Genomic DNA, 22019 nt, shown 5'->3' on the forward strand with positions numbered 1-22019 from the left:
ATGAGTGTCGCTATCGAATCGCTTCTATTTGCTGCCAGCGAAGTAGAGATCGTCGCCGCATCGAAAGTGCCAACGGTCAACATCGTGGCTTATACGGGCGGATTGATGTCGGTATCGGGCTGGGGACCGATCGTCGTCGACCTTAAAGGCATCGATGCCTCGGCAGAGCAGATTGGAATCCTCGCCGACCACGACGCATCGCTCAAAGGCATCGTCGGGCATGGGCGAGCGTTTGTTGCCAATGGTCGGCTGATGGTTCAAGGATCGCTAACGCCATCGACCGAAGCCTCCAAGCAGATCATCGACCTAGCTCGTGGTGGCTTTCGCTTCCAAGCATCCGTTGGCATCGTCCCAACGGAGTACGACCGCATTCGTCCTGGCGAATCGGTCAACGTCAACGGCAAGGCGGTCACGTCGCCCGCCAGTGGGTTTACGCTTGTTAGGGCAGGCGTACTCAAAGAAGTCAGCATCGTCGCGATAGGCGCGGACGCAGGTACGTCGGTGTCGATCGCTGCCAATACAAAGGGAGTTGATATGTCGAAGGAAGCAACCGTCGAAGATATGCGTAGCGAAGCGGCCAACGAGAGCCAACGCATCCATGCGATCCGCGAGCTATGCAGTGGTCGCCATGGCGAGATCGAAGTCAAAGCGATCCGCGAGGGCTGGGATGCACAGCGAGTCGAACTCGAGGTGCTTCGTGCATCGCGACCAACGGCTCCGCTAATGACCAGTCCGATGAATTCGCCAACCGATGTCCGTGTGATCGAGGCAGCCGTATTGGCTCACATGGGACATGAATCAATCGCCGAGAAGCGCCTTGGTGCGCAGGCCGCTCAACACGCCCGTGATCTGCGGGTGACTAGCCTCGTTGATCTATGTCGAGCGGCACTATTGTTAGATGGACGACAAGCACCTAGTGGACGCGAGGCCATGATCCATGCTGCGTTGTCGACCATCTCTCTCCCTGTCGCGCTTGGGAACGCTGCGAACAAGGTGCTTCTCGATGCGTACATGGAAGCCCCAGCGACTTGGCGATCGTTTGCATCGATCAAGTCGGCTGGCGACTTCAAAGACCATACGGGAGTTCGTCCGAGTCAAACTGGCGATCTCGATCCCGTGGCACCAGGTGGTGAGCTTACGCATGGCAGCATGAAGGAAGCCACCTATAAGTTTTCCATCGATACGTTTGGCAAGATGATCTCGTTGGATCGTCGCGACATCATCAACGACGACTTGGGCTTCTTTGAAGATACAGCCATGTCGCTTGGTCGCGCTGCCATGCGATCATTGTCGGACTTGGTGTTCAAAGTATTGCTCGCCAACGAAGGCGGGTTCTTTGGCTCTGGCAACAACAACTACGATGTTGGTGTTGATACCGAACTAGGCTATGAAACGTTGGCCAACGGCGTCTCTCGTATGTTGGCGCAGCGTGATGAAGAGCATCGCGATCTCGACATACGTCCTAGAACGCTGCTCGTCGCACCCGAGTTGCAGTGGCTCGCCAAGCAACTGCTTCAAAGCGAGTACTTGCAGCGACTGGCGGAATCGCAACCGACTGGCAATGCGATGAAGGCAATCGTAAATCTGGAAGTTGAACCGCGACTCAGCAATCCGCATCGCTTCAAGTACACCAGTCCCAAGTCGTGGTACTTGTTCGGTTCGCCAGCCGACGCTCCGATTGTCGTCGCATTCTTGCAGGGTAAGCAAACGCCAACGGTTGAGTTCTTTGGACTCGATTCAGAGCCCAACAAGCTTGCTGCATCGTGGCGAGTCTATTTCGATTACGGCTGTGCCCTCGGCGACTTCCGAGCGGCCTACAAAGCCAAGGGCGAAGCGTAGTCGCTTCTGCACCTATCAAATCGAAACGTCTATCGCAATGGCTCGTTGGCTTGCCAGCGGGCCTTTCTTATGCCTATTGCCAATCGATGGAGTGCAGCCATGCCGGATACGGAAGCCAATACAGGGAGTTATACCTTCACGGTTGTCGCTACGGCTGAACCAGCGATTGCCGAAGAGAAGCGAGTCGAAGCACTAACGCAATGGCTCCTGGATGAATACGAGCGCGAACGAAAGGAGGCCAGCGATGAAGAGACGCGATGTACGGATTGAGAATATCCCTCGATGCCTCATTGAGCGACCGCAATGGGTTTGCTGGAAGTCGATACCAAGGCCGAATGCCAAGCCGACCAAGTTGCCGTTCAACGCGAAGGGGTGGAATGCCGACTCGTCCGATCCGAATACATGGACGACTTTCGCGATTGCGCTCGATGCTTTCAAACGCAATACATCCTACGCTGGCATTGGCTATGTCTTCTTAGAGGACGATCCCTACACCGGCATCGACCTCGACGATTGCCTGGATGAGCAAGGCGAGTTCATTTGGGGTAAGGACATCGTTAATCGCATCGATACGTATTGCGAAGTGTCACCATCGGGCAATGGCGTCAAGATGATCATCGAAGGCGTCAAGCCAGAGTCGGTAACCGAATGCGTCTCCAAAGGCCATGGACCGGATGGCATTGGCAAAGTCGAAGTCTACAACCGCGCTCGCTTCTTTGCGTTGACGGGCCACCGTATAGCGGATGTGCCCGAAGGCATTATGGCTCGCCAAGAACAACTGGACGCGTTGTGCGCCGAACTGTGGCCCGACAAGCCCAAGAAATCCCCCGAGCCCAAGCCAGCGGTTGAAGGTGAGAAGCCATCGAAGAACTTCGACGATGCCATGCTCAACCGCATGCGTACTTGTTTGAAGGAAATCGACAAGATGCGAGTCGCCGACAAAGGCGATGGTTCCAAGCGTTTGTTTGCTGCTTGCTGCCGATGCGTTGAACACGATTTGCCTGACGATGCCGCTCTGGCTGTCCTTGCCAAGTACGCCAAGCACAAGCCATTTCCATCGGCATGGGGATCGAAGTCCGTCCTCAAACGCCTGCGTAGCGCGGAAAAGAAGGTCGAGCGTGGCTCAGCAAAGAAGAGGCGTAGCGGGCCATCGATGCTTAGCGTTGGCCAACTATTGAAGGACCATCCCGAGCTGCGTCCGCCTGTGGTCAACGGCCTACTGCGTATCGGCGAAACGATGAATATCATCGCGCCTCCGAAGTACGGCAAGTCTTGGCTAGTTACCGATCTTGCGATGGCGGTTGCGACTGGTCGCCGTTGGCTCGATGCCTTCGATACGACGCAGGGCAATGTATTGATCCTCGACAACGAGTTGCACAGTGAAACGTCGGCGAACCGGATTCCGAAGGTAGCGACCGCTCGTGGTATCGAGTTGCCAGAGATTGCCGACAAGCTATTCGTCGACAACCTGCGTGGTCGGCTCCTCGATGTCTATACGCTGCAACCGTACTTCGAATCGCTAAAGAAGGACTTCTTCAAAGTCATTGTGATGGATGCGTTCTATCGCTTCTTGCCGAAAGATAGCGACGAGAACAGCAATGCGAACATGACGGACGTTTACAACCGCTTGGATTGGTACGCTGCCATGCTCGGTTGCTGCTTCGTGCTCGTTCACCACGCCAGCAAGGGAAACCAGTCGGGCAAGTCGGTTACGGACGTTGGTGCAGGTGCTGGAAGCCAAGCACGGGCGACCGATACGCACCTCATCATGCGTCAACATCAAGAGGACGGTTGCGTGGTCGTCGATGCAGCCGTCCGCTCTTGGCAGCCGCTCGATTCGCTATGCCTACGTTGGTCGTTTCCAGTTTGGCATATCGAAGACAACCTCGATCCAGCCGATCTCCGACCGGAGCGACCTCGCAAGAAGCCCAAGCCCAAGGACGAGCAGCAATCCGATGCGCCAAAGTGCACGAAAGATAGCTTCGTCGCGTCGTTCGTTACCGAAGAGCCAACGACGATGAAAGCGATCATGGCAGCCGCTAGAGAGACGGGCATTACCCAACGCATGGCTCGCGACATGATCCAGCTAACCGAGAGCGATGGTTTGATCCATCGCTGGTCGTTTGGTGCTAATCGTCCAGTCAAGTTCGCGACCGTTCCGCAGCCCTCATTGGTAGGGAATGAAACATGAAAATCTGTGTCTGTGTGTGTGCGCGCACACCCCCTAGTACCCCCAGGCACAGTGCGAGAACGCACGGCCTGGGGCTGGGGTACTAGTTGCGCGCACGCACAGGAAATCCATTTAACCCTCATTCAAGACTTGGAGAACCAATGTGCTCATCTCATTCGACATGCGATAAGCCTTGCTTTTCGCTGCGTGGTCGTATCGCTTCTCGAACGGAAATGTTTCGAGGCCATAACGGTTCTTCAGGCGTCGACCGAATGCTCCCATCGTGCCAGCTACCGTTTTCCAATCTGCTTGGTCATTGCCTTGGATTGCTTCCGCAAGCCCTATTGTGGTTAGCCATTCGTTTGGCCTCAACGCCATGGCTCGCAAGATGTCTTTCATTGCTGGCGGGGATTGTTGAAGCATCTTGCGAATCCGCGAGGGAGTCCATTCATCATCTGTTGCAGCCTCGTTTCCGGCGGTTTCGCCAGCAGCTGCCGTGGGCTCACCGGACTCCAAAGTCGCGATGAAGCCATACACCTTTGCCAAATGCTTTCGTGGGACCGATACCGTTACCAATTCATCAATAGCCATGCTTACACCTCTTAAAAACGGGTTCGTGAGTGTCGACAAGCTATTTTTAGCGTCCGTAAGCATGCTCGTCAATGCTTAAGCATGCCTATGCTTAACATCTTAATGATTTAGGTACTTGGCCGCCCAGCACCAACAACATTGGGACGTCGGAACAGCCGCGAGGCATAGCACAATTTGTTTGTTTGTCCGGTCCGGGAGAAATGTCCGAAAAGATGCTCGAAACTAGCTGGATGTGTTTTTGGAACCGAGGTAACTGTGTCATCCCGCCAGCAATGGGGCTGGACGGGAACGATGAATACCTAACGCAAAGGGAACGAAAAGATGGCAACACGCAAGAACGCAACCGCTACCAAGAAGTCCGCCAGCAAGCCAGCCAAGAAGCAAACTACCACGGCAAGCAAGACGCCAACCGCGCCGACCAAGATGAGCCAGATCAACGCAGCGATGGCGGTCCTAAAGAAAGCCCGCAAGCCGATGAATTGCAAAGAGATGGTCGAAGCGATGGAAGCCCAGGGCTTGTGGTCAACGCCTGGGGGCAAGACGCCGCATGCGACCCTATACGCCTCGATCCTACGCGACATCGCGAGGGGCGCGGAAGCGCGGTTCGCCAAGGTAGACCGAGGCCAATTCAAGCTGGCGTAGCGGACGCCAACGATACCCCAACGGTTCGCACAAGAGGCCGCCTAGCGCGGTCTCTTCTCGTTGTTGGCCACAACTACCAACGGTCGCCCGACGCGTTCCTGGGGCGTTTTGTGCGAACACGGAAAACCTGTGGAATAGTCGCCGAGCTTGGCTTGCAAACCGTTGGCACCCATGGCTCCTGTGTCACTCCCCTAGCGGGTCGTCCGCTACGGAAACAAACCGATGACCAGGAGAAAAAAATGGACCAACAAAAAGAATTGCAAGCCGTTGTTGATGGATGGAAGAACGCAGGGCTTTGGAAAGATGAAGGCATGTGGAAGCGGGCACGAAACGGCGCGAAGGAATACCACCCGACGCCTGAAGAGATCGCTGCCAAGTGCGAATTGTTTCGACGCATCGAAGAACGCCGAGGCGTTTCGACGAAGCAGCTCTTCATCAGCAAAGCGCCGTTGATCACCACCAGGGCAAGCTGATGCCAACGAAACGTTGGTTGCATCGAGGCCGCTCTCGCAAGCGGTCTCTTTGTCGTTCATGGCGAAACATTACGAATCAACACATGAAGGAATGAATACATGACAAAACGAAACATGATACCCGCCGTTGGCTACGCTCGCCGAAGCACCGACTTGCAAGAGCGATCCATCCCCGACCAACAGGCTTATGTAACGAAATGGGCAGCCGACCACGGCTATAAGATCAACCGCTGGTATATCGATGATGCATTGTCGGGCACTAGCACCCGAGGCCGCGATGCGTTCACCGAGATGATCGAGGCGGCTGAAAAGGCAGGCGACTTCGAGACAATCATTTGCTACGACATCGCTCGCTTCTCCCGTGGCGGAACGAATGAAACGGGCTACTACATCCATCGGCTCAAGCTGGCGGATGTCAATGTTCTATTTCCGTCGGATAGTATTCCCGAGGGCGATGAAGGCGAATTGATCCAAGGCGTCAAATCATGGCAGGCACGCCAGTATTCCGTGAAGCTTGCTCGCGATTCTATACGAGGCCAGGTCAGTAACATTCGAGAACGCAAGAGCGCTCCAGGCGGCCCGCCATGCTACGGCTACGACAAGCAGCATCAGACGAATGATGGCAAGGTACTAAGAACGCTTCGATGGATGCCCGATGGCAGCAAGCAGGAGTTCGGTCCCGATGGCAAGCTACTGCGTACCATCGAAGCGGGTGCGAACATTAAGAAAGCCAAGAGCGACATCATCCGGCTGGTGCCAAGCGCGAAAGATCGCGTTGATACGATCAAACGCATGTATCGCATGTGCCTAGATGGCTACGGCTACCATTCGATTGCAGATGCATTGAATCGCGATAGCATCCCTTCACCAACGGGCCAGTCTTGGTCGACATCGCGCGTCGGCAAGCTAATGAAGAATCCGACCTACAAAGGTGCGATCTGCTGGAACAAGCATTCGATGGGATCGCTCTTCGGCTTGGATGGCAATGGTGGCCTGCGACCTCGGCAGAAGCGCGGTTGGAAGAAGAATGCAGAGGCCGACTGGATTATCAGCGAGGGCGTTCACGAACCGTTGGTATCGGTAGAGACATGGAACGCTGCCCAAGATGCGGCTCGTAAGCGAGCTACGCTGGGTGGCAAAGCACGGCCAACGAATAGATCGCTGCTATCGAGTCTTATGGTATGCAAACGATGCGGCTGTTCATTCACGATAGCTCGCGATCGGCGACACGCAGGACCCGAAGGCGATGGCTACAGAGGCTATCGATGCTGTGGTTACCATCGCTACGGCAAATCGACATGCGGCTTCTATCAAGTTTCGGCTCCTACGCTCGAGGCATTCGTCGTAGACGCCATCAAGCAAACCATAGTCGGCAAGCACAAAGATGTCCGGACGGCCATCGAAGCATTCATCCAAAGCATTCGGAAGCCAACGCAGGCAGCCAAGCCGACCAAAGATGTGGCCAACGAAGTCGCGCTGCTCAATCGCAAGATCAAAGCGACGATAGGCATGTTGTCCGATCCGACATTCGATGGCTTGGACGAATTGAAAACGACACTCGCCGATCTCAAAGCTAAGCGCGATGCATTGGAATCGCAGGCGAGTGCTGTAGCCAAGAAAGCAATCGCGATACCTTCGGCTGATGAACTACGGCGATGGGCTATAGAACGCTTCGGACGGATCGACGAATACGTTTGTAAAGCCAACCCAACGCTACAAGACCGCCAGCTAGTCGAAGCATTCGTCGACCGTATCGAGATCGAACCCGACGCCAAGCAAGCGACTGTCTATTTATTCGCCGACCTAGAAAGTGCGTATAAGAATGGTTTCACACGCGATCCTAGAGGGGACTTCATGGGAGCTCATGAGTGGGCGTTCTACGGCTGGAAAGAAGGTGCGGGTCACAAGTATTACGGGCCGAAGAATGCGACGGATCTTTGGCAAGTAAAGAAGGTTAATCCGCAGTCGATGATCCACTTGACGGAGAAGCCCGTTGAGTTGGCAATCCGCGCGATGCAGTACTCATCGGTCCAAGGCGAAAACGTGCTAGACCTCTTCGGAGGCAGTGGTTCAACGCTTATCGGCGCGGAACAGTCTGGACGCAACGCATTCCTGATGGAGCTCGATTCGTTGTACTCAGACGTTATCTGCCAGCGCTACTTTAAGTTCACTGGGACTGAACCTGTGCGTGAAAGGGATGGTGCAACGTGGACATCGCTCAAACCGGTTTGAAACGTTGTAGGTTCTGTCGAAGGGAACTGCCGATTACTCGGTTCCATCGATCGGGCACCAACAAACTAGCATCGAGGTGCAAGGACTGCCACGGCGTTGCCATACGGCAATGCAAGTTTTGCAATCGCCTTTTTGTTGGGAAGTCACGGAAAGCGTGCTCGGAGTTGTGTGGTCAACTACTTCGTGCACCAACATTCCTTGTTTGCAAGAACTGCGGACAACTTTTCGGGCCTGCTGACCACTTGAAACGAAAGTTCTGTTCGAAGAATTGCAAGTATGCAGCGGCATCTACTGGAAGAACGACGATTCGCAAAACCACTGCTAAAGCAAGACGGGCGCAAGGTCTACTTCGCTATCACGTTCAGACCGGAAAGATAGCTCGCCCCACCGAATGTGAAGAATGCGGTGGATCGGATCGGCAAATTGAAGGTGCCCACTATGACTATGACAGACCGCTCGATGTCCGATGGCTGTGTGTCCCATGTCACCGGAGATGGGACAAGAAAGAGCCAAAGAACGCAACTTACATTGTGCAATCAGTGCGAAATCCATCTAGCGATAGAAAGTAGTGGGACAAATCATTACGTCAAAGCTTATGACTATGCCAAGCCTCGTCTTCAAAGACATAGATGTACTCCGCTCCGCAGTTCCTAGCGAATTCATGCAAGGCTGCGCGAGTGGGCATGACAACCGCGCGGTTGCCGTCGGTGAATCGTTCCGGCGTTCCGTCGTTGGCGAGCGAACGAATATCGCCGCCTGCGACCAGCGTTCGTGCCGACTCAATCGATGTGTAATGTTCTTTGAGGACTCTGCCGGCGTGGTCTTGGTAGCCATCGAAGTGAAGGTAGATCGCTGCGTAGCGACCGTCTTCTTGCTTGCAGGCAATCGTTGCTCTTGTGGACATAGGTTGGCTTCCTCACTTCGATGGTTCGTGGTGGTTGTGGTCGACGATGGCGACACAATCGTCGGGCATCGTCAGCATGAGGGAGCGGCCGTTGTCCCAATCGACATCGACCTGCGTCCAGTCGCGGTGTTCGTGGACTTCAACGACGGTCCCCAGAGATCCAACGGGGATTGGGTCTGGATCTTGCGGCATCGATACCAAGCGGATGCGATCGCCTTTCTTCAATCGTGTGTGCATAGTCATTGGTTCCTTGTTTCATTTGGTAGTTGCGTTGAGTTTGTCAAGCAACTCGCCGGCTTGAGCCAGGCGTGCGTTGACCTGTGCCATCGTGTGAACGTTCCGCCATCGCAGCATTGGGTCATCGGGTTGTTGCAATGCGTCGAGCGATTGACGCAGTCGATCGAGGTAGTCGCGTGCAACGAGATGAAGGTTCTCGTAGGGAGCGGCGGGTTCAATGGTTGGTTTGGCCATGATTGGTTCCTGGTTGTTGGAGAAACGAAAGACGATCCTCAACAGTCAGCCAGCGAATCGCAAAAACATCAAGCCAACATGCGAGCAGGTTTTTCGCATTTCTTCCAAACATGTAGCTGCGCCGGCGAACCGCAGTTTCGCGACGTGTCGCGTTGTGTTGCTGGTGGGGCGTGTATTCGCATCAACGAGAAAACGCCCACACGGTGTAAACGTGGGGCTGTTGGTTGGGAATCAGTGGTGAGTCTATTCGCGAACGGGAACCAAGACGCAGGCTCCTTCTCCCGTGATTGGATACTCCTTCAGGTCGCTCGTTCTTGCATACAGCAGGTCGCCTCGGCGAATCACATAATCAACATCTGCAAAAGTCTCGGGTTCATCGATACGTCGAAGCCGATATCGAACTCCCGGTTCTGGTACAGCGATCTGGTCGATGTACAAATCCGATGTGATCCTCACCTCGTTGATGTAGGGACCTGCCGGACGCATGATGCCAAGCGTACTACGAAAGGATACGCGTTGGCCGGTTGCCTGATTGGTAGCGATGACATGTGTGGTCTCGCCGGCCTTCGACGGTTGAAAAATCGATTCGACCTTAACGATGATTGTCTTACCGCAATGGCAAGCGACATACCGCTCGCCAATCCGAACATCCTTAGATCGCATGGTCTAACCTCGCACGGTAAATCGGCCGCGCTCTGTCTTCACGAACTTGCTATCGTCGCCCTTGGCCAAGTCGCGAAGGATCGCGCTGTACAAGGTCGCGTGAGGAGTCTTGCCGCCGGGACTGGTCCAGTAGCCCTTTGCTTCCATCGCGGTGATCAACTCTTGAGCGTTCATCGGTTCGCTCGATTCGCTGAGAACTTTCAAGGCCGCAGCGACGCAGCTCAATCGCTTCTCGCCGGCGTCAGCCGTCTCGGTGGATGCCGCCTTTGCCTTGCGTGGCTTCTTGAGAACCGCAACCGCTGTGTACGATTCGCCTCCAATCGTTTCGACCGTTGCGGGCTCGTTCTCAACCACCGTTACGTTGCCTTCAGTGGTGACCTTCGCGCGTCCGCGTTTCGCACCAACTTCGCCCTGCAGGCGTTGAGCGCTCTTGATGAGGATCTTCTTGCCGGTTGCCAAGTTGGTTGCATCCCATCCACCGCGAGGCTTCTCGGCATCGATTCGAACCTCGCAGCGATTGCCCGAAACGTTCGCATAGTACTTGCCACCAATCTTTACTTCTGCCTTCTTCATCTTCGTAACTCCAAATCTGTGTTCGTGGATGGCTGCCATCGTCAGGCCGATCGAACCACCGATCGACTACGCGCGTCCGTGCTGCGTTTCGGCTTATTGACCAAAGACCAAGTCCGACAATCCTTCGCAAAGAAAGTCGACCACCACCTGGACCTCGGTATTGACCGCCGGCACATCCAAGCAGCGGTCGAAGTTGAACATCACTTTGCGGTCGACCAGGCGTTGGACCCAGAGCTTCGAAATCTTGCTTTGGTTCAATTCGTACGATTCGTGTTCTGCGTGCTCAGCGAAGACCAATGCGTCGAAACGGTATTCGTCGTTGATCTTGCCTTTTACCCAAGAACCGCCAGCGGCTGGGATTCGATTGCTAATCTTGGTGATCGTCAGGTCGAGGTCGTGTTGGGTCATCTGCTGGTCTCCGTTGTTCGGTTGGTGAATCGTTTTCGCGTTAACACACATGAGCCATGCGGTTCGAACCGCATCAAGCGGGATTTAAAAGGAATTCGAATTCTTTTCTTTGCTGCATACTTGCGTTCGGAAATGTTGGGCGAGCTTCGCTGCGGTGGCCTGCACATCAGCCAGTTCGTCGAAGAACTGTTTCATGGTCGATGGGTCGGAAGCGGCGAGGATCGGCATCTCTTCGACCGCTGCGTACAGGTCGCTGATTGTCTCCAGCGCTCGCCGGTGTGCGCCGAGGAACTGGGCCGAGGTCAGGCGTGGTCGGTTGGTCATGGTTGGCATAGTGTTGATCTCCGTTTGTTTGTATTTGAAATGTCGTATGCGATGACACACATGAGCCATGCGGTTCAACCGACAGCAAGCCGAAGAAGAAAAGATTCTGAAGGTTTTCCAAAATCTTTCCCCCATCGCATCGCTGTATCGCGATCAGCTATCGCGACATGTTTCCCAAGCCCGTTTGCTGCCGTAGCAGATCTGCCCACCTTCGACGATGTACACCGTGTGGTCGTCGGCGACGTCTTGGGCGTCGTCGTCTTCATCTTCGTCGTCACTCGCGTCGTTCATGTCGCGGCCGCTGGTTACGCCGCAGATCCGATTTTCGAATGGCCAGTTCTGCTGGGTCATCAGCCGCACTTCGGCGTCGCCTCCGAACTCTTCGCGGTAGTCGTTGAGGATTTCGATCAAGGTGTCGAGCTGCATGTTTGGTTCTCCGTATGGGTGAATGAAAATTGGTTATGCGATAACACACATGAGCCATGCGGTTCGGATAACCTCAAGCCGTCCTTGCAATGTCTTCAGCAGGTTTTCTCAGCATTCTTTGGAAGGCAAATATTCTTCGATTACTTCTGGCAACATGCTGCCGGCAAGGACATCGATGGCCTCTTCGAACATGCGGAGCTCTGCTTCCAGGGCATGCGCCGAATCTCCGCTCGCTACCACGAACGCGCCGGCAAAGTTGTCGGCCATTCGCTTCAACCTTGTGACCACTTCGCGATAGTCCTCACAGAGGTCCAACGCGGAAGCGCGAGGCATTTGCTTAAAGGCGGTTCTGATAGCAACGGGTCTGGCGTTGGTTCGGGACATCGGTTTGGGCTCCTATTGCGTGGTGAAAGCGGTTGGTCGCTGGGCAATGACACACATGAGCCATGCGGTTCAACCGACAGCAAGCCGATTTCAGCAGCTTTTCCTCATGTTCTTCCATGTTTCTCGGGAGGCCTTACGGGCCCCGACGTTGGCCCGTGTTGCGATGTTTTGAATGTTGGGTACTTGGTCGAAAGTGCGAAGAACAACGCGACTGTGGGCGAGTGTCGCGACCAAGCGGAAGAACGCCGCGCTTCCGTTCGCGGCGTCCGTGGCATTCCGCTGGTCTGTGGTTTAGAGGATCTTTCCGAGGCGGCTGTTCTTCATCGCGTCCAGTGCTTGGACCGCGTTGAAATGTTCGGTCAGAAGCGGGCCGGCGCTGGGTGTTTGTTGTGCGTCGGCGACCTCAAGGGTTTCTGCCAAGGTCATCAAACCCTCGATCGCCTTGTAGTAGGCTTCGCGGATCTCTTGGGCTTGGTGGGCATCCATCGCCTTGAAGATCTGGCGAATGGTTGCGTCGGTCGCTGCGTGTGGGTTGTTTGCGTTGGTCATGTTTGTGACTCCGTTTTGGAAAAAGGTTTGAATCGTTTACGCGATGACACACATGAGCCATGCGGTTGGCCAAAGCTCAAGCCAAGCCTGCGAGAATCTCAGCAGAAATCTGAATGTTTCTGCCTTTGCGAACAATTCGCACACGATGCCACCGTTCGCATTGCTGCAGACCGTTGGCGACCATTAGTTACATACACGAAACAGGCCCACATTGACGAACCGTTGACCCAATATTGCCAACGATTCGTCGACCGAACCTCCGTGTTCGGTCTTCGCCTTTGCAGGGGCCTAGACGTCAGAGAGATCGGTATTGGGATTCGTTGCCCGTTCTTCAAGGATGATCACCGGCAACGCGCTCTCGCAAAGAAGGTTCAAGGCCTCCTCAGCGAGATTCAGTTCTTCTTGAATCGCGGTAGCTGGTTCCCCGAGTACTCCACAGCCCTCGCATTCGAGCGTTTCAATCAGGCGAGTCAGCGATCCGCAAGCGCTGTTGAACGTGGCAAGAATATCGCGTGCACTTCCTGGTTGCATGTTGTCCAGGGCGGTCTTGATGGCAGCGAGCCGGTCGTAGTTGAGATTCATTCTTGTCTTCTCCGTGAAGGGTTTAGAAATGGTTTTCCGTTTGGCGATGACACACATGAGCCATGCGGTTGCATGAACATCAAGCCGAGTCGGAAAACATTTCAAAAAGATTCCGCCGACGGCGCTGAGCCGCCGGCGAATCCGCGGCGCTCGCTAATCCTTTCTCAAGAAGAACTCGAGCATGGTCCGTTGTTGGTAGAGGAACTCGAGCTGGGCTTTTGCCTCACGCGCGTTTCGCAGGTCGCTTTCAGCGAAGTCCACCCAGCTCATGCTGCAAGGCTGGTTGGCCATCATGGCTTCCATGTCCTTGACCGCTCGTTCGGCTCGTCTGAGCATCGTTTGGGCATGCTCGTTGAGGCGGCGCTGCGCGTCGGGGATCATCCATCCGAGGCGTCGCAGTTCGTCCTTGATCGCTTGTTCGGCGCTAGTGGTGGTTGTGTCGTTCATCTGTGTTTCTCCGTTTCGGAAAGGGAATGGAATCGTTTACGTGATGACACACATGAGCCATGCGGTTTGAATAACCTCAAGCCGAATCCAGCAGCTTTTCTGAATGTTTTTCCATGTTTCTCGGCATGCCCTACGGTCGCCAACGTTGGCCCACGTCGCGTCCGTTCACATGTGGGGTACTCCGTCGAATGTTGCTGCAAGAACGCGACTGTGCGCAAGCGTCGCGACCAAACGAAAGAAGGCCGCGATTCCGTTCGCGGCCATCGCCTACCTGACCGGTTAGTCCAACGCCTCGTCCGGCATGATTTCTGGCAGGCAACTCTCGTGAAGATTGGACATCAAGTTTTGGATTCGTTGGTACTCTTGGAGAAGGAGCCCTTTGCGCTGGCCGTCGAATATCGTGGCAGCGAATGCGAGATGCTCTCCAAGCTCGTACAGTTGGTCCCAAACCGTGTGAAATGCGTCGCGAATATTCGATGCGGCATTTGGTTCATTGGCGTCGAGTTGTCGAAAAATGCTTTTGATGGTTTCGTAGTCTTCGTTCTTCTCTGCTGCGGTCATCTTTGTGGCTCCTGGTATTTGTTGGTGAATCGTTTACGCGATGACACACATGAGCCATGCGGTTTGAATAACCTCAAGCCGATTCCAGTTGCTTTTCTGAATGTTTTTCCATGTTTCTGGGAACGCGCCACGGTTCACAGGGTTCGCCCGTGTTGCGATGTTTCGAATGTTGGGTACTTGGTCGAAGGTGCAAAGAAGAACGCGACAGTGGGCGAGTGTCGCGACCAAGCGGAAGAACGCCGCGATTCCGTTCGCGGCGTTCTATGTGGTTGTGGTTTAAGCCGCGCGGTCGTATTTGCGGGCGAGCTCGAGGAGTTTGGTTTTGATCTTCTTCCATTCCGGTTTGGTTTCGCTGGCGATCTCTCCGTAGACCTTGTCGCGAAGGGCACCCTTGTACCAACCCTTGGTCCATCCGAGTCGGTAGAACAATCGGTTGATTTCTGTTTCACCCAGGCCGGCACCAGGTCGATCCCAGCAGCTCTTGGTGCCTTCCTTTTTGATGTAGTCCCATTCGCTGCAGCGTTTGGTATTGAGGGCGAGTTCAACCAAGCCCAAAACCATCATCAGGTATCCGACCACCTTGGTCTTATTGAGCGTTCCGCCGAAGGCCCGGAATTCGATTCGGTTCTTGCCGCGGGTCAGGTGGGTCAAGTTCAGCAGGTGGTAGCGATCCGATTCGCATCGGCTCTTGGCGTTGTCTTTGTTGCCGTATTGTTTGATCCGCTTGGCGTACATCATCTGTTCGCGTTTGCGGGTTCCAGTCGAGGCGTAGATCGCTCGTTCGTGGTTGCCGACCAAGGAAATCAATCTTGCCAAGGCGGCTGCGTCTCCGTTCCAAGAGACCGTTATGTGCAGGCCGCAGCTGGAATTTACTCGGCCCCCGCGAGCGTTGATCTGGTCGATCGCGTTCTCGATCTGCTGTACGCCTTCAACCCCTTTGAGTATTGGGCTTACAAACTCGCATCCTTTGCGGCTGGCGTTCTCGGGTCGGATGCTCCCGTCGCGTTCTGCTTTCCATCCGGTTGGCAGCCAGGGTACTTGGTATCCGTTGTGGTAGGGTCCGATCGGTGTGTTGTCGGTGCCGGGGAGGGTAGTTTCGAATTCGATTCCGAAGGCGATTTCGTTTGCGTTCATCGTTGCGTTCCTGCGTGGTTCGAGGTGTGTTTTGCGTCGCGTTTTCAGCGTCGCGATGACACACATGAGCCATGCGTTTCGAGGAACCTCAAGCGAAGTCTTGCATGTTTTTCCCAGTAATTTCCATGTTTTTTGAGAGGCCACCGGTGCCCCAACATTACGCCACCGTCGCGTCCAAACATGCTCCGCATAACCAGGCGAACATGCGGCCAAAACGCGACCGTGCGCAAACGGTGGCCCCACGTTTCGAGATGCCAAGTCACGGAGGAATGCGATGAGTGAAGGAACGGGCCAGGTCGATCCGACGAGGCTTTCGGTCGAACAAGCGGCGAAGCTACTTGCGGCCGCATACCGCGAGCGGATCGATCCAGAGAAGATCCGCCTCGATATACAAAGCGGTGCGCCGGTGAACGCCGATGGCACGATCAACCTCGTGCACTACAGCGCGTGGCAAGCAAAGGAGATGGGACGTGGCGAGTGATCCGAGGAAGCTAAAACCAAGCGAGCTATGCCGACTGCTGAACTCGACGCCGCTAGGCGAGGTGATCAGCGAGCGTCAACTGTATCGCCATCGTCAACGCGCCGGCGCACGCATCGGCGACAACAAGACCGTCGATTTGCTTCGCTATTGCGCATGGATGCATGTCGTACGACATACACCTCGTACGACAAACGGTGTCGATCCCTACGATGCAATGAAGGAGCGAGCTCGCGCACGCAATGCAGCGCTCGCACTTGCAGGTCGCGATATCGGTGAACTGCCCGAGGTCGATAACCCAGATCGCAAAGATCGCGCGTCGCGTGACTTCCGCTACTTCTGTGAAACGTACTTTCCGCTAACGTTTCATCTTGCTTGGTCGCCAGACCATATCAAGGTCATCGAGAAGATCGAGCAAGCGGTTGTGCATGGCGGTTTGTTTGCGCTCGCGATGGCGCGTGGTAGCGGTAAGAGTTCGATTGCTGAAGTCGCTTGCATATGGGCGGTGCTTTATGGGCATCGTAACTTCGTATGTTTGATCGGCAGCGATGAAGGTCATGCGTGTGACATGCTCGACTCAATCAAAACCGAACTCGACAGCAACGAGCTGCTTTTAGCCGACTTCCCCGAGGTTTGCTTTCCGATCCAAGCCCTCGATGGAATCTCCAATCGAGCTAACGGCCAGCTCTACAAAGGCAAGCGCACGCAGATCGGATGGACCGCCAAAGAAGTCGTCTTACCAACAATCGAGGGTAGCAGCGCTAGCGGAGCGATCATCAAGGTCGCCGGCCTTACGGGTCGCATCCGCGGTATGAAGTTCAAGCGTCCAGACGGCAGAACAGTACGTCCGAGTCTTGTGGTACTCGATGACCCGCAAACGGATGAGAGTGCTCGTTCGCTCTCGCAATGCGCTAATCGCGAAAGCATCCTCGCTGGCGCAGTCCTTGGCTTGGCCGGGCCGGGCAAGAAAATCTCGGGCATCATGCCCTGCACCGTGATTCGCCCGGGTGACATGGCCGACAATATCCTCGATCGCAATCGGCATCCCGAATGGAATGGCGAGCGGACAAAGATGGTTTACGCGTTCCCCAAGAACGAAACGCTATGGGAACGTTACGCCGAGATCCGCGCCGAAGGCATGCGTGGCGGTGATGGTGGTGAAGCGGCCACCGAGTTCTATCGTCAGAATCAAGCCGCGATGGACGAGGGTGCCGTTATCGCTTGGCAGGAGCGGTTCAACTACGACGAACTCTCCGCAATCCAGCACGCGATGAATCTCAAATTGCAAGACGAAGCAGCGTTCTTCGCCGAGTATCAGAACCAACCTCTGCCAGCGGAAACTGTTGTTGACGGAATGCTTAAACCAGAGGAGGTCGCCAGCAAGATCAACCGCATGGATCGTGGTTTGGTATCGATCGGTGCAAACCATCTAACGGCCTTCATTGACGTCCAGCAAAAGCTCCTGTTCTATGTGGTCACCGCTTGGGAGGACGATTACACGGGTTATGTAATTGACTATGGTTGCCACCCCGACCAGCAGCGTCCCTACTTTACGCTGCGCGAGGCTCGCCAGACACTGAGCTCCGAAGCGACTGGAAGCGGACTCGAAGGATCGATCTACGCAGGCCTCGAATCGCTGACTTCAAAACTACTCGATCGGGAATGGCAGCGAGATGATGGTGCCGCGATGCGCATCGGACGCTGTTTGATCGATGCCAACTGGGGCCAATCGACGGATGTGGTCTACCAGTTCTGCCGGCAGTCAAAGCACGCAGCTGTGATCATCCCCAGCCACGGTCGATTCGTGGGTGCATCGAGCTTGCCGTTTAGCGAATATCGTCGCCGGCCAGGTGATCGCGTAGGGCTCAACTGGCGTATCCCCAACGTCGCTGGTAAGCGGGCCATCCGCCACGTGGTCTACGATACGAACTGGTGGAAGTCGTTTATCAACGCTCGCCTGCAAGTCGCGATGGGCGATCGCGGTTGCCTTTCGCTCTTTGGCACCAATGCCGAGACCCATCGCATGCTCGCCGAGCATCTAACCTCGGAGTACTTCGTCAAGACAGAGGCCCGCGGCCGGAGCGTCGACGAATGGAAGCAGCGACCTGAGCAGCCCGACAACCACTGGTTTGACTGTTTGGTTGGTTCTGCGGTTGCGGCGTCAATGCAAGGCGTGATTCTTCCAGGCATCGAAGGCACGGCCGAGATCCGTAAGAAGCGGATGAGCTTTTCTGAGATGCAGAAGCGCCGGCGGAACCAGTAGTACGAAAGACTTGATCAAAAAAATATTCTCGCTTTTCCGTCAATCTACATGGGTACCGGGTATTCCTACAGATAGAAGACCACTTCTTCATTCTCAGGTAGGCCGCATGTATGTCTGACAACTTGCAAGAAACGATTCGCGAGAGTGCCAAGGCACCCGCTAAGGCATCGGGAGATGCCGGTAGCGTCGAGCAGCATAAGCTGACCGAACAGATCGCTGCTGACAAGTATCTGGCATCCAAGGCAGCCGCCTCCCAAAAGAAGCGTGGCCTTCGATTTAACAAGCTCGTGCCACCAGGGGCGGACTAATTGGTTCGCAACTGATCGAGCTTGTTTCTATAGGCAGGGGTGTCGGGTTTAACAGTAGGGATTGAGTCACGGATGTTTAAGTTGTTGTCAGGGATTCTGAGCAAGAACGGCGATCGCAAAGATCGATCGTTCGTCCGTGGACGCTCGGCCCGACACCCCTGGTCGTTGGTGAGATTGCTGGGGCGCTACGACGCTGCGACCACCACGGTCGACAACGTTCGCCACTGGGCGGCCGCAGACGGACTATCGGCCAGCGCGGCCAATAGTCCTGAAGTGCGTCGCACGCTACGCAACCGTTCGCGATACGAGATCGCCAACAACTCTTATGCTCGCGGTATCTCGCTGACGCTGGCCAACGACTGTGTTGGTACTGGACCTCGATTGCAGATGCTGACAGCCGATGCGTTCGCCAACCGACTTGTCGAGCAAGAGTTCTTTGCGTGGGCCGATGCTGTTGGCCTGGCGGAAAAGCTACGAACGATGCGGCTCGCCCGCGTTTCGGATGGTGAATCTTTTGGTTTGCTCACTAGTAACCCAAGAATTGATTCGCCGGTTCAACTCGATTTGAAGCTCGTCGAAGCGGAACAGGTTACATCGCCAATATTGGCCCTCGACAGCTATCGCTATCTCGATGGCATTCGCTTTGACGAACACGGCAATCCGATCTCATATGATGTTCTTCGAGAACATCCAGGTGATGATGCGTTTTCGTTGACCGAGAACTATGACACCATCGATGCAAGTTCCATCCTCCATTTCTTCCGCAGCGATCGGCCTGGCCAGATCCGTGGTATTCCCGACATCACGCCGGCGCTGCCACTGTTTGCTCAGTTGCGACGATTCACGCTTGCCGTTTTGGCGGCTGCCGAAACTGCGGCGGACTTCGCTGGGATTCTCTACACAGACGCGCCGGCCGGTGGCGAAGCAGACGCTGCCGAACCGTTCGAGCCGATCGAACTGGAGAAGCGAGCTCTCCTAACGATGCCTGGCGGCTGGAAGATGGCTCAGATGCACGCTGAGCAACCGGCGACCACGTACGCCGAGTTCAAGCGTGAGATTCTCAACGAAATCGCACGTTGTTTGAACATGCCGTTCAATGTCGCTGCTGGTAATTCGTCGGGTTACAACTATGCCTCCGGGCGGCTCGACCACCAAACCTACTTCAAGTCGATCCGTGTCGAGCAGTCCCAAATGGCTCGCACCATTCTGGATCGCATTCTGTACGCATGGCTGCGCGAAGCGATTCTCATCGAAGGCTATCTGCCTAACTCGCTTCGCACTCTCGACTCGTCGTTCGAGCATCAATGGTTCTGGGACGGACATGAGCATGTCGACCCAGCCAAAGAAGCCAATGCCCAGAAAATCCGCCTCGCCAATCATACGACAACTCTGGCCCATGAATACGCGAGGCAGGGGCGTGATTGGGAGGCGGAACTTAAACAACGCGCGAAAGAGATCTCGCTCATGCGTGAGCTCGGACTCTCGACCGATTCAACTTCACTTTCTCCAGGAGATGTAACGGATGACGAAGACATTGCAGTCGAACAAGCAGAGTGAGGTAGACGCTGAGTCGGTACCAAGCTCGCTGCGAATCGTTTGTGACGATGCTAGTTCGATCAATTTACAAGCCGCTGAGGCTGCCGAAGAAGGCAAGCCGGCGCTGCGAAAGTTCTCAATGGTCGCTTACACCGGTGGCGCGATGCGTCTTGGTGGCTGGCCATATCCCGTAGTCGTTGACTTAGCGGGCATGCGAGTTACTCGCAAGTCTCGCCCCATTCTCAAGGACCACGATCGCGCCAGTATCGTTGGTCACACCGACGACATCATGGTCGGCGATTCTCGGCTTGAAGTCGCTGGCGTGATCTCAGGTGTGGGCAATACCGCGCAAGAAGTCATCGCTACCAGCGAGAACGGTTTCCCTTGGCAAGCATCGCTCGGCGCGAACGCCGACAAAGTTGTCTTCATTCCTGAAGGCAAGACTGCAACCGCCAACAGTCGCGAGTTCAAAGGCCCCGTTTACATCGCTCGCAAGTCAACGCTCGGCGAAGTGTCGTTTGTGGCGCTAGGTGCCGACGATGACACCGAGGCTCGGATTGCAGCTGGCCAGTCTGGCGACGACGAGGACCTCGATAGCGAACAGCCGGATGACGACACCACCGAGTCCGATGATTCGGAGATCGACCCGGTGAACGCCAGCTTGGATATGGGCAGCAAGTCCAAGCGTCCTGTCACGAGTGGAGTCGTTTCCAAGATGCGCATCGAAGCCGCTGCTGAATCCAAACGTATCGCCGGCATTCGCAAAGTGTGTGCTGGCAAGCATCCAGAGATCGAAGCTCGCGCCCTTGAAGAAGGCTGGAGCGTTACCAAAACGGAGTTGGCAGTGCTACGAATCGAACGACCTAAGGCCCCTGATCAACAGGCAAGCCAACCGATGTATCGTCGCGATGTCCTCGAGGCAGCGTGCTGTCTGTCGGTGGGTCTTGATGAAACGAAGTTGCTCAAGGCCTACGGAGAGCGAACGCTCAACGCTGCCGATCCGCTTCGCCACATTGGCTTGCGTGAACTCGTCGCCGAGTGCGCACGGCTTGAAGGCTTCGACGTTCCGCGCGTCTTTGGTGACGGAACGGCAACAATTCGCGCCGGCTTCTCGACGATGTCGCTTCCTGGCATCCTCGAGAACGTCATGAACAAGACGCTCCTGTCTGCCTACGAGTCGACACCGATCGCCGCGTTTGACCTGTGCAGCATCGGAACTGTGAGCGACTTCAAGGAGATCTCTCGTTATCGACTGCTCGGTACCGGTGGCTTCGAAAAGGTCGCGCCCGATGGCGAGCTGAAGCATGGCAAGCTCTCGGATCAGAAGTACAGCAACAAGGCTGATACCTACGGTCAGATCCTCGCGCTGACGCGTCACGACATCATCAACGATGATCTCAACGCATTCATGGACATCCCTCGTCAAATGGGACGCAGTGGTGCGGAGTCGATTGACGAGCTGTTCTTCACGCTGCTGCTCAAGAACACCGCGTTCTTTTCCTCAGCCAATGGTAACTTGCTCACAGGCCCCGACACCAAGTTCGGTCCCGAGTCTCTCACCGTTGCCAAGACCACCTTCCGCAAGCAGAAGGTTGGACCGGGCAACAAAGCCAAGGACCAAAAGCCGATCAACATTCGGCCTGAGTTCTTGGTTGTTCCGGTGGAGATCGAAACCGATGCGGAACTGCTGATGGGTTCGGCGCAGCTCATGATGGATGCGCAAGGAACGCCGACCAAGATCCCGGTCGACAACCCTCACCGCAACAAGTACCGCGTCATCTCAACGCCGCACTTGTCGGACAGCTACTACCAGGGAGCCAGCGGCTCGGCTTGGTATCTGTTCGCAAATCCGAATGTGCTGCCCGCGTTTGAGATCGTGTTCCTCAATGGTCGGCGCACGCCGGTCATCGAACGCGTTGAGATGCCTGCCAACACGCTTGGCATGGGCTTCCGTTCTTACATCGACTTTGGTGTGAACTCGCAAGACCCACGCGCCGCTGTGAAGGTCACTGGCGAGTAAGCCTCGTCTCCTGACCGCTCTGAAACCAACCCTTCTTTGTC

At 55.3% G+C, this 22019-nt stretch carries 27 protein-coding genes and 1 other RNA gene; 12 read left to right on the top strand and 16 right to left on the bottom strand.

The features are described from left to right. From SH302x_RS14770 to SH302x_RS14780, 3 genes are all read left to right on the top strand, one after another. Positions 1 to 1839, top strand: coding sequence for a phage major capsid protein (locus tag SH302x_RS14770; protein ID WP_479363175.1), 1839 nt, complete (start codon positions 1 to 3; stop codon positions 1837 to 1839). A gap of 99 nt (positions 1840 to 1938) precedes the next feature. Then, the gene (locus SH302x_RS14775) at positions 1939 to 2109 is read left to right on the top strand and encodes a hypothetical protein (protein WP_479363176.1); all 171 of its coding nucleotides are present in this window, start codon (positions 1939 to 1941) and stop codon (positions 2107 to 2109) included. Further along, entirely contained in the window at positions 2084 to 4030 is a 1947-nt protein-coding gene (locus tag SH302x_RS14780) for an AAA family ATPase (protein WP_479363177.1), read from the top strand. Before SH302x_RS14775 ends, SH302x_RS14780 begins: the two co-directional genes overlap by 26 nt. 111 nt (positions 4031 to 4141) lie before the next feature. Here SH302x_RS14780 and SH302x_RS14785 read toward each other — a convergent pair whose 3' ends face one another. Then, positions 4142 to 4600 (bottom strand): hypothetical protein, encoded by a 459-nt coding sequence (locus SH302x_RS14785; protein ID WP_479363178.1) that lies wholly within the window; start codon positions 4598 to 4600, stop codon positions 4142 to 4144. A gap of 321 nt (positions 4601 to 4921) precedes the next feature. Between SH302x_RS14785 and SH302x_RS14790 the strand changes: the two genes are divergently transcribed. The 3 genes from SH302x_RS14790 to SH302x_RS14800 all read left to right on the top strand — a co-directional run bounded on the left by SH302x_RS14790 (position 4922) and on the right by SH302x_RS14800 (position 7947). Beyond that, on the top strand, positions 4922 to 5242 hold the full coding sequence (locus tag SH302x_RS14790; protein ID WP_479363179.1) for a winged helix-turn-helix domain-containing protein: 321 nt from the start codon (positions 4922 to 4924) through the stop codon (positions 5240 to 5242). Positions 5243 to 5481: 239 nt separating this feature from the next. Further along, positions 5482 to 5715, top strand: a complete 234-nt coding sequence (locus SH302x_RS14795; RefSeq protein ID WP_479363180.1) for a hypothetical protein — start codon at positions 5482 to 5484, stop codon at positions 5713 to 5715. Between the two features lie 99 nt (positions 5716 to 5814). Next, complete coding sequence (locus SH302x_RS14800) at positions 5815 to 7947, top strand: recombinase family protein (RefSeq protein WP_479363181.1); 2133 nt, start codon at positions 5815 to 5817, stop codon at positions 7945 to 7947. Positions 7948 to 8533: 586 nt separating this feature from the next. Here the strand turns inward: SH302x_RS14800 and SH302x_RS14805 are convergent. The 11 genes from SH302x_RS14805 to SH302x_RS14855 all read right to left on the bottom strand — a co-directional run bounded on the left by SH302x_RS14805 (position 8534) and on the right by SH302x_RS14855 (position 12649). Next, a complete protein-coding gene (locus SH302x_RS14805; protein WP_479363182.1) occupies positions 8534 to 8851 on the bottom strand; it encodes a hypothetical protein in 318 nt (105 codons plus the stop codon). Between the two features lie 12 nt (positions 8852 to 8863). Next, positions 8864 to 9094 carry a DUF4314 domain-containing protein gene (locus SH302x_RS14810; RefSeq protein WP_479363183.1) on the bottom strand — a complete coding sequence of 77 codons (231 nt, stop codon included), beginning with the start codon at positions 9092 to 9094 and terminating at the stop codon, positions 8864 to 8866. A 12-nt stretch (positions 9095 to 9106) separates the two neighbouring features. After that, positions 9107 to 9322: a hypothetical protein gene (locus SH302x_RS14815; protein WP_479363184.1), complete on the bottom strand. Its 216-nt coding sequence runs from the start codon at positions 9320 to 9322 to the stop codon at positions 9107 to 9109. A gap of 243 nt (positions 9323 to 9565) precedes the next feature. Then, positions 9566 to 9985 (bottom strand): hypothetical protein, encoded by a 420-nt coding sequence (locus SH302x_RS14820; RefSeq protein WP_479363185.1) that lies wholly within the window; start codon positions 9983 to 9985, stop codon positions 9566 to 9568. A gap of 3 nt (positions 9986 to 9988) precedes the next feature. Beyond that, positions 9989 to 10558 (bottom strand): winged helix-turn-helix domain-containing protein, encoded by a 570-nt coding sequence (locus SH302x_RS14825; RefSeq protein WP_479363186.1) that lies wholly within the window; start codon positions 10556 to 10558, stop codon positions 9989 to 9991. A gap of 26 nt (positions 10559 to 10584) precedes the next feature. Further along, positions 10585 to 10652: hammerhead ribozyme type II (locus tag SH302x_RS14830), an RNA gene on the bottom strand. Further along, positions 10652 to 10966 carry a DUF7678 domain-containing protein gene (locus SH302x_RS14835; RefSeq protein WP_479363187.1) on the bottom strand — a complete coding sequence of 105 codons (315 nt, stop codon included), beginning with the start codon at positions 10964 to 10966 and terminating at the stop codon, positions 10652 to 10654. Before SH302x_RS14835 ends, SH302x_RS14830 begins: the two co-directional genes overlap by 1 nt. Positions 10967 to 11050: 84 nt before the next feature. Continuing rightward, the gene (locus tag SH302x_RS14840) at positions 11051 to 11299 is read right to left on the bottom strand and encodes a hypothetical protein (RefSeq protein WP_479363188.1); all 249 of its coding nucleotides are present in this window, start codon (positions 11297 to 11299) and stop codon (positions 11051 to 11053) included. Positions 11300 to 11443: 144 nt separating this feature from the next. Next, a complete protein-coding gene (locus SH302x_RS14845; RefSeq protein ID WP_479363189.1) occupies positions 11444 to 11716 on the bottom strand; it encodes a hypothetical protein in 273 nt (90 codons plus the stop codon). Positions 11717 to 11824: 108 nt separating this feature from the next. After that, positions 11825 to 12100 (bottom strand): hypothetical protein, encoded by a 276-nt coding sequence (locus tag SH302x_RS14850; protein WP_479363190.1) that lies wholly within the window; start codon positions 12098 to 12100, stop codon positions 11825 to 11827. Positions 12101 to 12391: 291 nt separating this feature from the next. Next, positions 12392 to 12649 (bottom strand): hypothetical protein, encoded by a 258-nt coding sequence (locus SH302x_RS14855; RefSeq protein WP_479363191.1) that lies wholly within the window; start codon positions 12647 to 12649, stop codon positions 12392 to 12394. 43 nt (positions 12650 to 12692) lie between these two features. Between SH302x_RS14855 and SH302x_RS14860 the strand changes: the two genes are divergently transcribed. After that, entirely contained in the window at positions 12693 to 12836 is a 144-nt protein-coding gene (locus SH302x_RS14860) for a hypothetical protein (RefSeq protein WP_479363192.1), read from the top strand. A 101-nt stretch (positions 12837 to 12937) separates the two neighbouring features. On the opposite strand, the gene SH302x_RS14865 is transcribed toward SH302x_RS14860, so the two are convergent. From SH302x_RS14865 to SH302x_RS14880, 4 genes are all read right to left on the bottom strand, one after another. Beyond that, positions 12938 to 13231, bottom strand: coding sequence for a hypothetical protein (locus SH302x_RS14865; RefSeq protein ID WP_479363193.1), 294 nt, complete (start codon positions 13229 to 13231; stop codon positions 12938 to 12940). Positions 13232 to 13384: 153 nt separating this feature from the next. After that, entirely contained in the window at positions 13385 to 13678 is a 294-nt protein-coding gene (locus SH302x_RS14870; RefSeq protein WP_479363194.1) for a hypothetical protein, read from the bottom strand. A 279-nt stretch (positions 13679 to 13957) separates the two neighbouring features. Further along, the gene (locus SH302x_RS14875) at positions 13958 to 14239 is read right to left on the bottom strand and encodes a hypothetical protein (RefSeq protein ID WP_479363195.1); all 282 of its coding nucleotides are present in this window, start codon (positions 14237 to 14239) and stop codon (positions 13958 to 13960) included. A gap of 276 nt (positions 14240 to 14515) precedes the next feature. Then, a complete protein-coding gene (locus SH302x_RS14880; protein ID WP_479363196.1) occupies positions 14516 to 15373 on the bottom strand; it encodes an amidoligase family protein in 858 nt (285 codons plus the stop codon). Between the two features lie 274 nt (positions 15374 to 15647). Between SH302x_RS14880 and SH302x_RS14885 the strand changes: the two genes are divergently transcribed. The 5 genes from SH302x_RS14885 (at position 15648) to SH302x_RS14905 (ending at position 21978) form a co-directional block, all read left to right on the top strand. Continuing rightward, complete coding sequence (locus SH302x_RS14885; RefSeq protein WP_479363197.1) at positions 15648 to 15854, top strand: hypothetical protein; 207 nt, start codon at positions 15648 to 15650, stop codon at positions 15852 to 15854. Then, a complete protein-coding gene (locus SH302x_RS14890) occupies positions 15844 to 18114 on the top strand; it encodes a terminase gpA endonuclease subunit (protein WP_479363198.1) in 2271 nt (756 codons plus the stop codon). Before SH302x_RS14885 ends, SH302x_RS14890 begins: the two co-directional genes overlap by 11 nt. Positions 18115 to 18224: 110 nt before the next feature. After that, entirely contained in the window at positions 18225 to 18422 is a 198-nt protein-coding gene (locus SH302x_RS14895) for a hypothetical protein (protein WP_146679162.1), read from the top strand. A 72-nt stretch (positions 18423 to 18494) separates the two neighbouring features. Then, positions 18495 to 19979 (top strand): phage portal protein, encoded by a 1485-nt coding sequence (locus SH302x_RS14900; RefSeq protein ID WP_479363199.1) that lies wholly within the window; start codon positions 18495 to 18497, stop codon positions 19977 to 19979. Then, positions 19945 to 21978: a phage major capsid protein gene (locus SH302x_RS14905; protein ID WP_479363200.1), complete on the top strand. Its 2034-nt coding sequence runs from the start codon at positions 19945 to 19947 to the stop codon at positions 21976 to 21978. The genes SH302x_RS14900 and SH302x_RS14905 overlap by 35 nt, the downstream gene beginning before the upstream one ends. The last annotated feature ends 41 nt before the right edge of the window (positions 21979 to 22019 follow it).

This window comes from Njordella calcicola (assembly GCF_056494125.1).

Excerpts from the sequence above, each read along its gene's own strand:
- SH302x_RS14850 (WP_479363190.1), bottom strand. The coding sequence starts at position 12,100 with ATGTCCCGAACCAACGCCAGACCCGTTGCTATCAGAACCGCCTTTAAG.
- SH302x_RS14780 (WP_479363177.1), top strand. The coding sequence starts at position 2,084 with ATGAAGAGACGCGATGTACGGATTGAGAATATCCCTCGATGCCTCATT.
- SH302x_RS14815 (WP_479363184.1), bottom strand. The coding sequence starts at position 9,322 with ATGGCCAAACCAACCATTGAACCCGCCGCTCCCTACGAGAACCTTCAT.
- SH302x_RS14820 (WP_479363185.1), bottom strand. The coding sequence starts at position 9,985 with ATGCGATCTAAGGATGTTCGGATTGGCGAGCGGTATGTCGCTTGCCAT.
- SH302x_RS14835 (WP_479363187.1), bottom strand. The coding sequence starts at position 10,966 with ATGACCCAACACGACCTCGACCTGACGATCACCAAGATTAGCAATCGA.
- SH302x_RS14825 (WP_479363186.1), bottom strand. The coding sequence starts at position 10,558 with ATGAAGAAGGCAGAAGTAAAGATTGGTGGCAAGTACTATGCGAACGTT.
- SH302x_RS14810 (WP_479363183.1), bottom strand. The coding sequence starts at position 9,094 with ATGACTATGCACACACGATTGAAGAAAGGCGATCGCATCCGCTTGGTA.
- SH302x_RS14870 (WP_479363194.1), bottom strand. The coding sequence starts at position 13,678 with ATGAACGACACAACCACCACTAGCGCCGAACAAGCGATCAAGGACGAA.
- SH302x_RS14865 (WP_479363193.1), bottom strand. The coding sequence starts at position 13,231 with ATGAATCTCAACTACGACCGGCTCGCTGCCATCAAGACCGCCCTGGAC.
- SH302x_RS14800 (WP_479363181.1), top strand. The coding sequence starts at position 5,815 with ATGACAAAACGAAACATGATACCCGCCGTTGGCTACGCTCGCCGAAGC.
- SH302x_RS14900 (WP_479363199.1), top strand. The coding sequence starts at position 18,495 with ATGTTTAAGTTGTTGTCAGGGATTCTGAGCAAGAACGGCGATCGCAAA.
- SH302x_RS14845 (WP_479363189.1), bottom strand. The coding sequence starts at position 11,716 with ATGCAGCTCGACACCTTGATCGAAATCCTCAACGACTACCGCGAAGAG.
- SH302x_RS14805 (WP_479363182.1), bottom strand. The coding sequence starts at position 8,851 with ATGTCCACAAGAGCAACGATTGCCTGCAAGCAAGAAGACGGTCGCTAC.
- SH302x_RS14840 (WP_479363188.1), bottom strand. The coding sequence starts at position 11,299 with ATGCCAACCATGACCAACCGACCACGCCTGACCTCGGCCCAGTTCCTC.
- SH302x_RS14875 (WP_479363195.1), bottom strand. The coding sequence starts at position 14,239 with ATGACCGCAGCAGAGAAGAACGAAGACTACGAAACCATCAAAAGCATT.
- SH302x_RS14885 (WP_479363197.1), top strand. The coding sequence starts at position 15,648 with ATGAGTGAAGGAACGGGCCAGGTCGATCCGACGAGGCTTTCGGTCGAA.
- SH302x_RS14795 (WP_479363180.1), top strand. The coding sequence starts at position 5,482 with ATGGACCAACAAAAAGAATTGCAAGCCGTTGTTGATGGATGGAAGAAC.
- SH302x_RS14895 (WP_146679162.1), top strand. The coding sequence starts at position 18,225 with ATGTCTGACAACTTGCAAGAAACGATTCGCGAGAGTGCCAAGGCACCC.
- SH302x_RS14905 (WP_479363200.1), top strand. The coding sequence starts at position 19,945 with ATGACGAAGACATTGCAGTCGAACAAGCAGAGTGAGGTAGACGCTGAG.
- SH302x_RS14770 (WP_479363175.1), top strand. The coding sequence starts at position 1 with ATGAGTGTCGCTATCGAATCGCTTCTATTTGCTGCCAGCGAAGTAGAG.
- SH302x_RS14855 (WP_479363191.1), bottom strand. The coding sequence starts at position 12,649 with ATGACCAACGCAAACAACCCACACGCAGCGACCGACGCAACCATTCGC.
- SH302x_RS14775 (WP_479363176.1), top strand. The coding sequence starts at position 1,939 with ATGCCGGATACGGAAGCCAATACAGGGAGTTATACCTTCACGGTTGTC.
- SH302x_RS14860 (WP_479363192.1), top strand. The coding sequence starts at position 12,693 with ATGACACACATGAGCCATGCGGTTGGCCAAAGCTCAAGCCAAGCCTGC.
- SH302x_RS14880 (WP_479363196.1), bottom strand. The coding sequence starts at position 15,373 with ATGAACGCAAACGAAATCGCCTTCGGAATCGAATTCGAAACTACCCTC.
- SH302x_RS14785 (WP_479363178.1), bottom strand. The coding sequence starts at position 4,600 with ATGGCTATTGATGAATTGGTAACGGTATCGGTCCCACGAAAGCATTTG.
- SH302x_RS14790 (WP_479363179.1), top strand. The coding sequence starts at position 4,922 with ATGGCAACACGCAAGAACGCAACCGCTACCAAGAAGTCCGCCAGCAAG.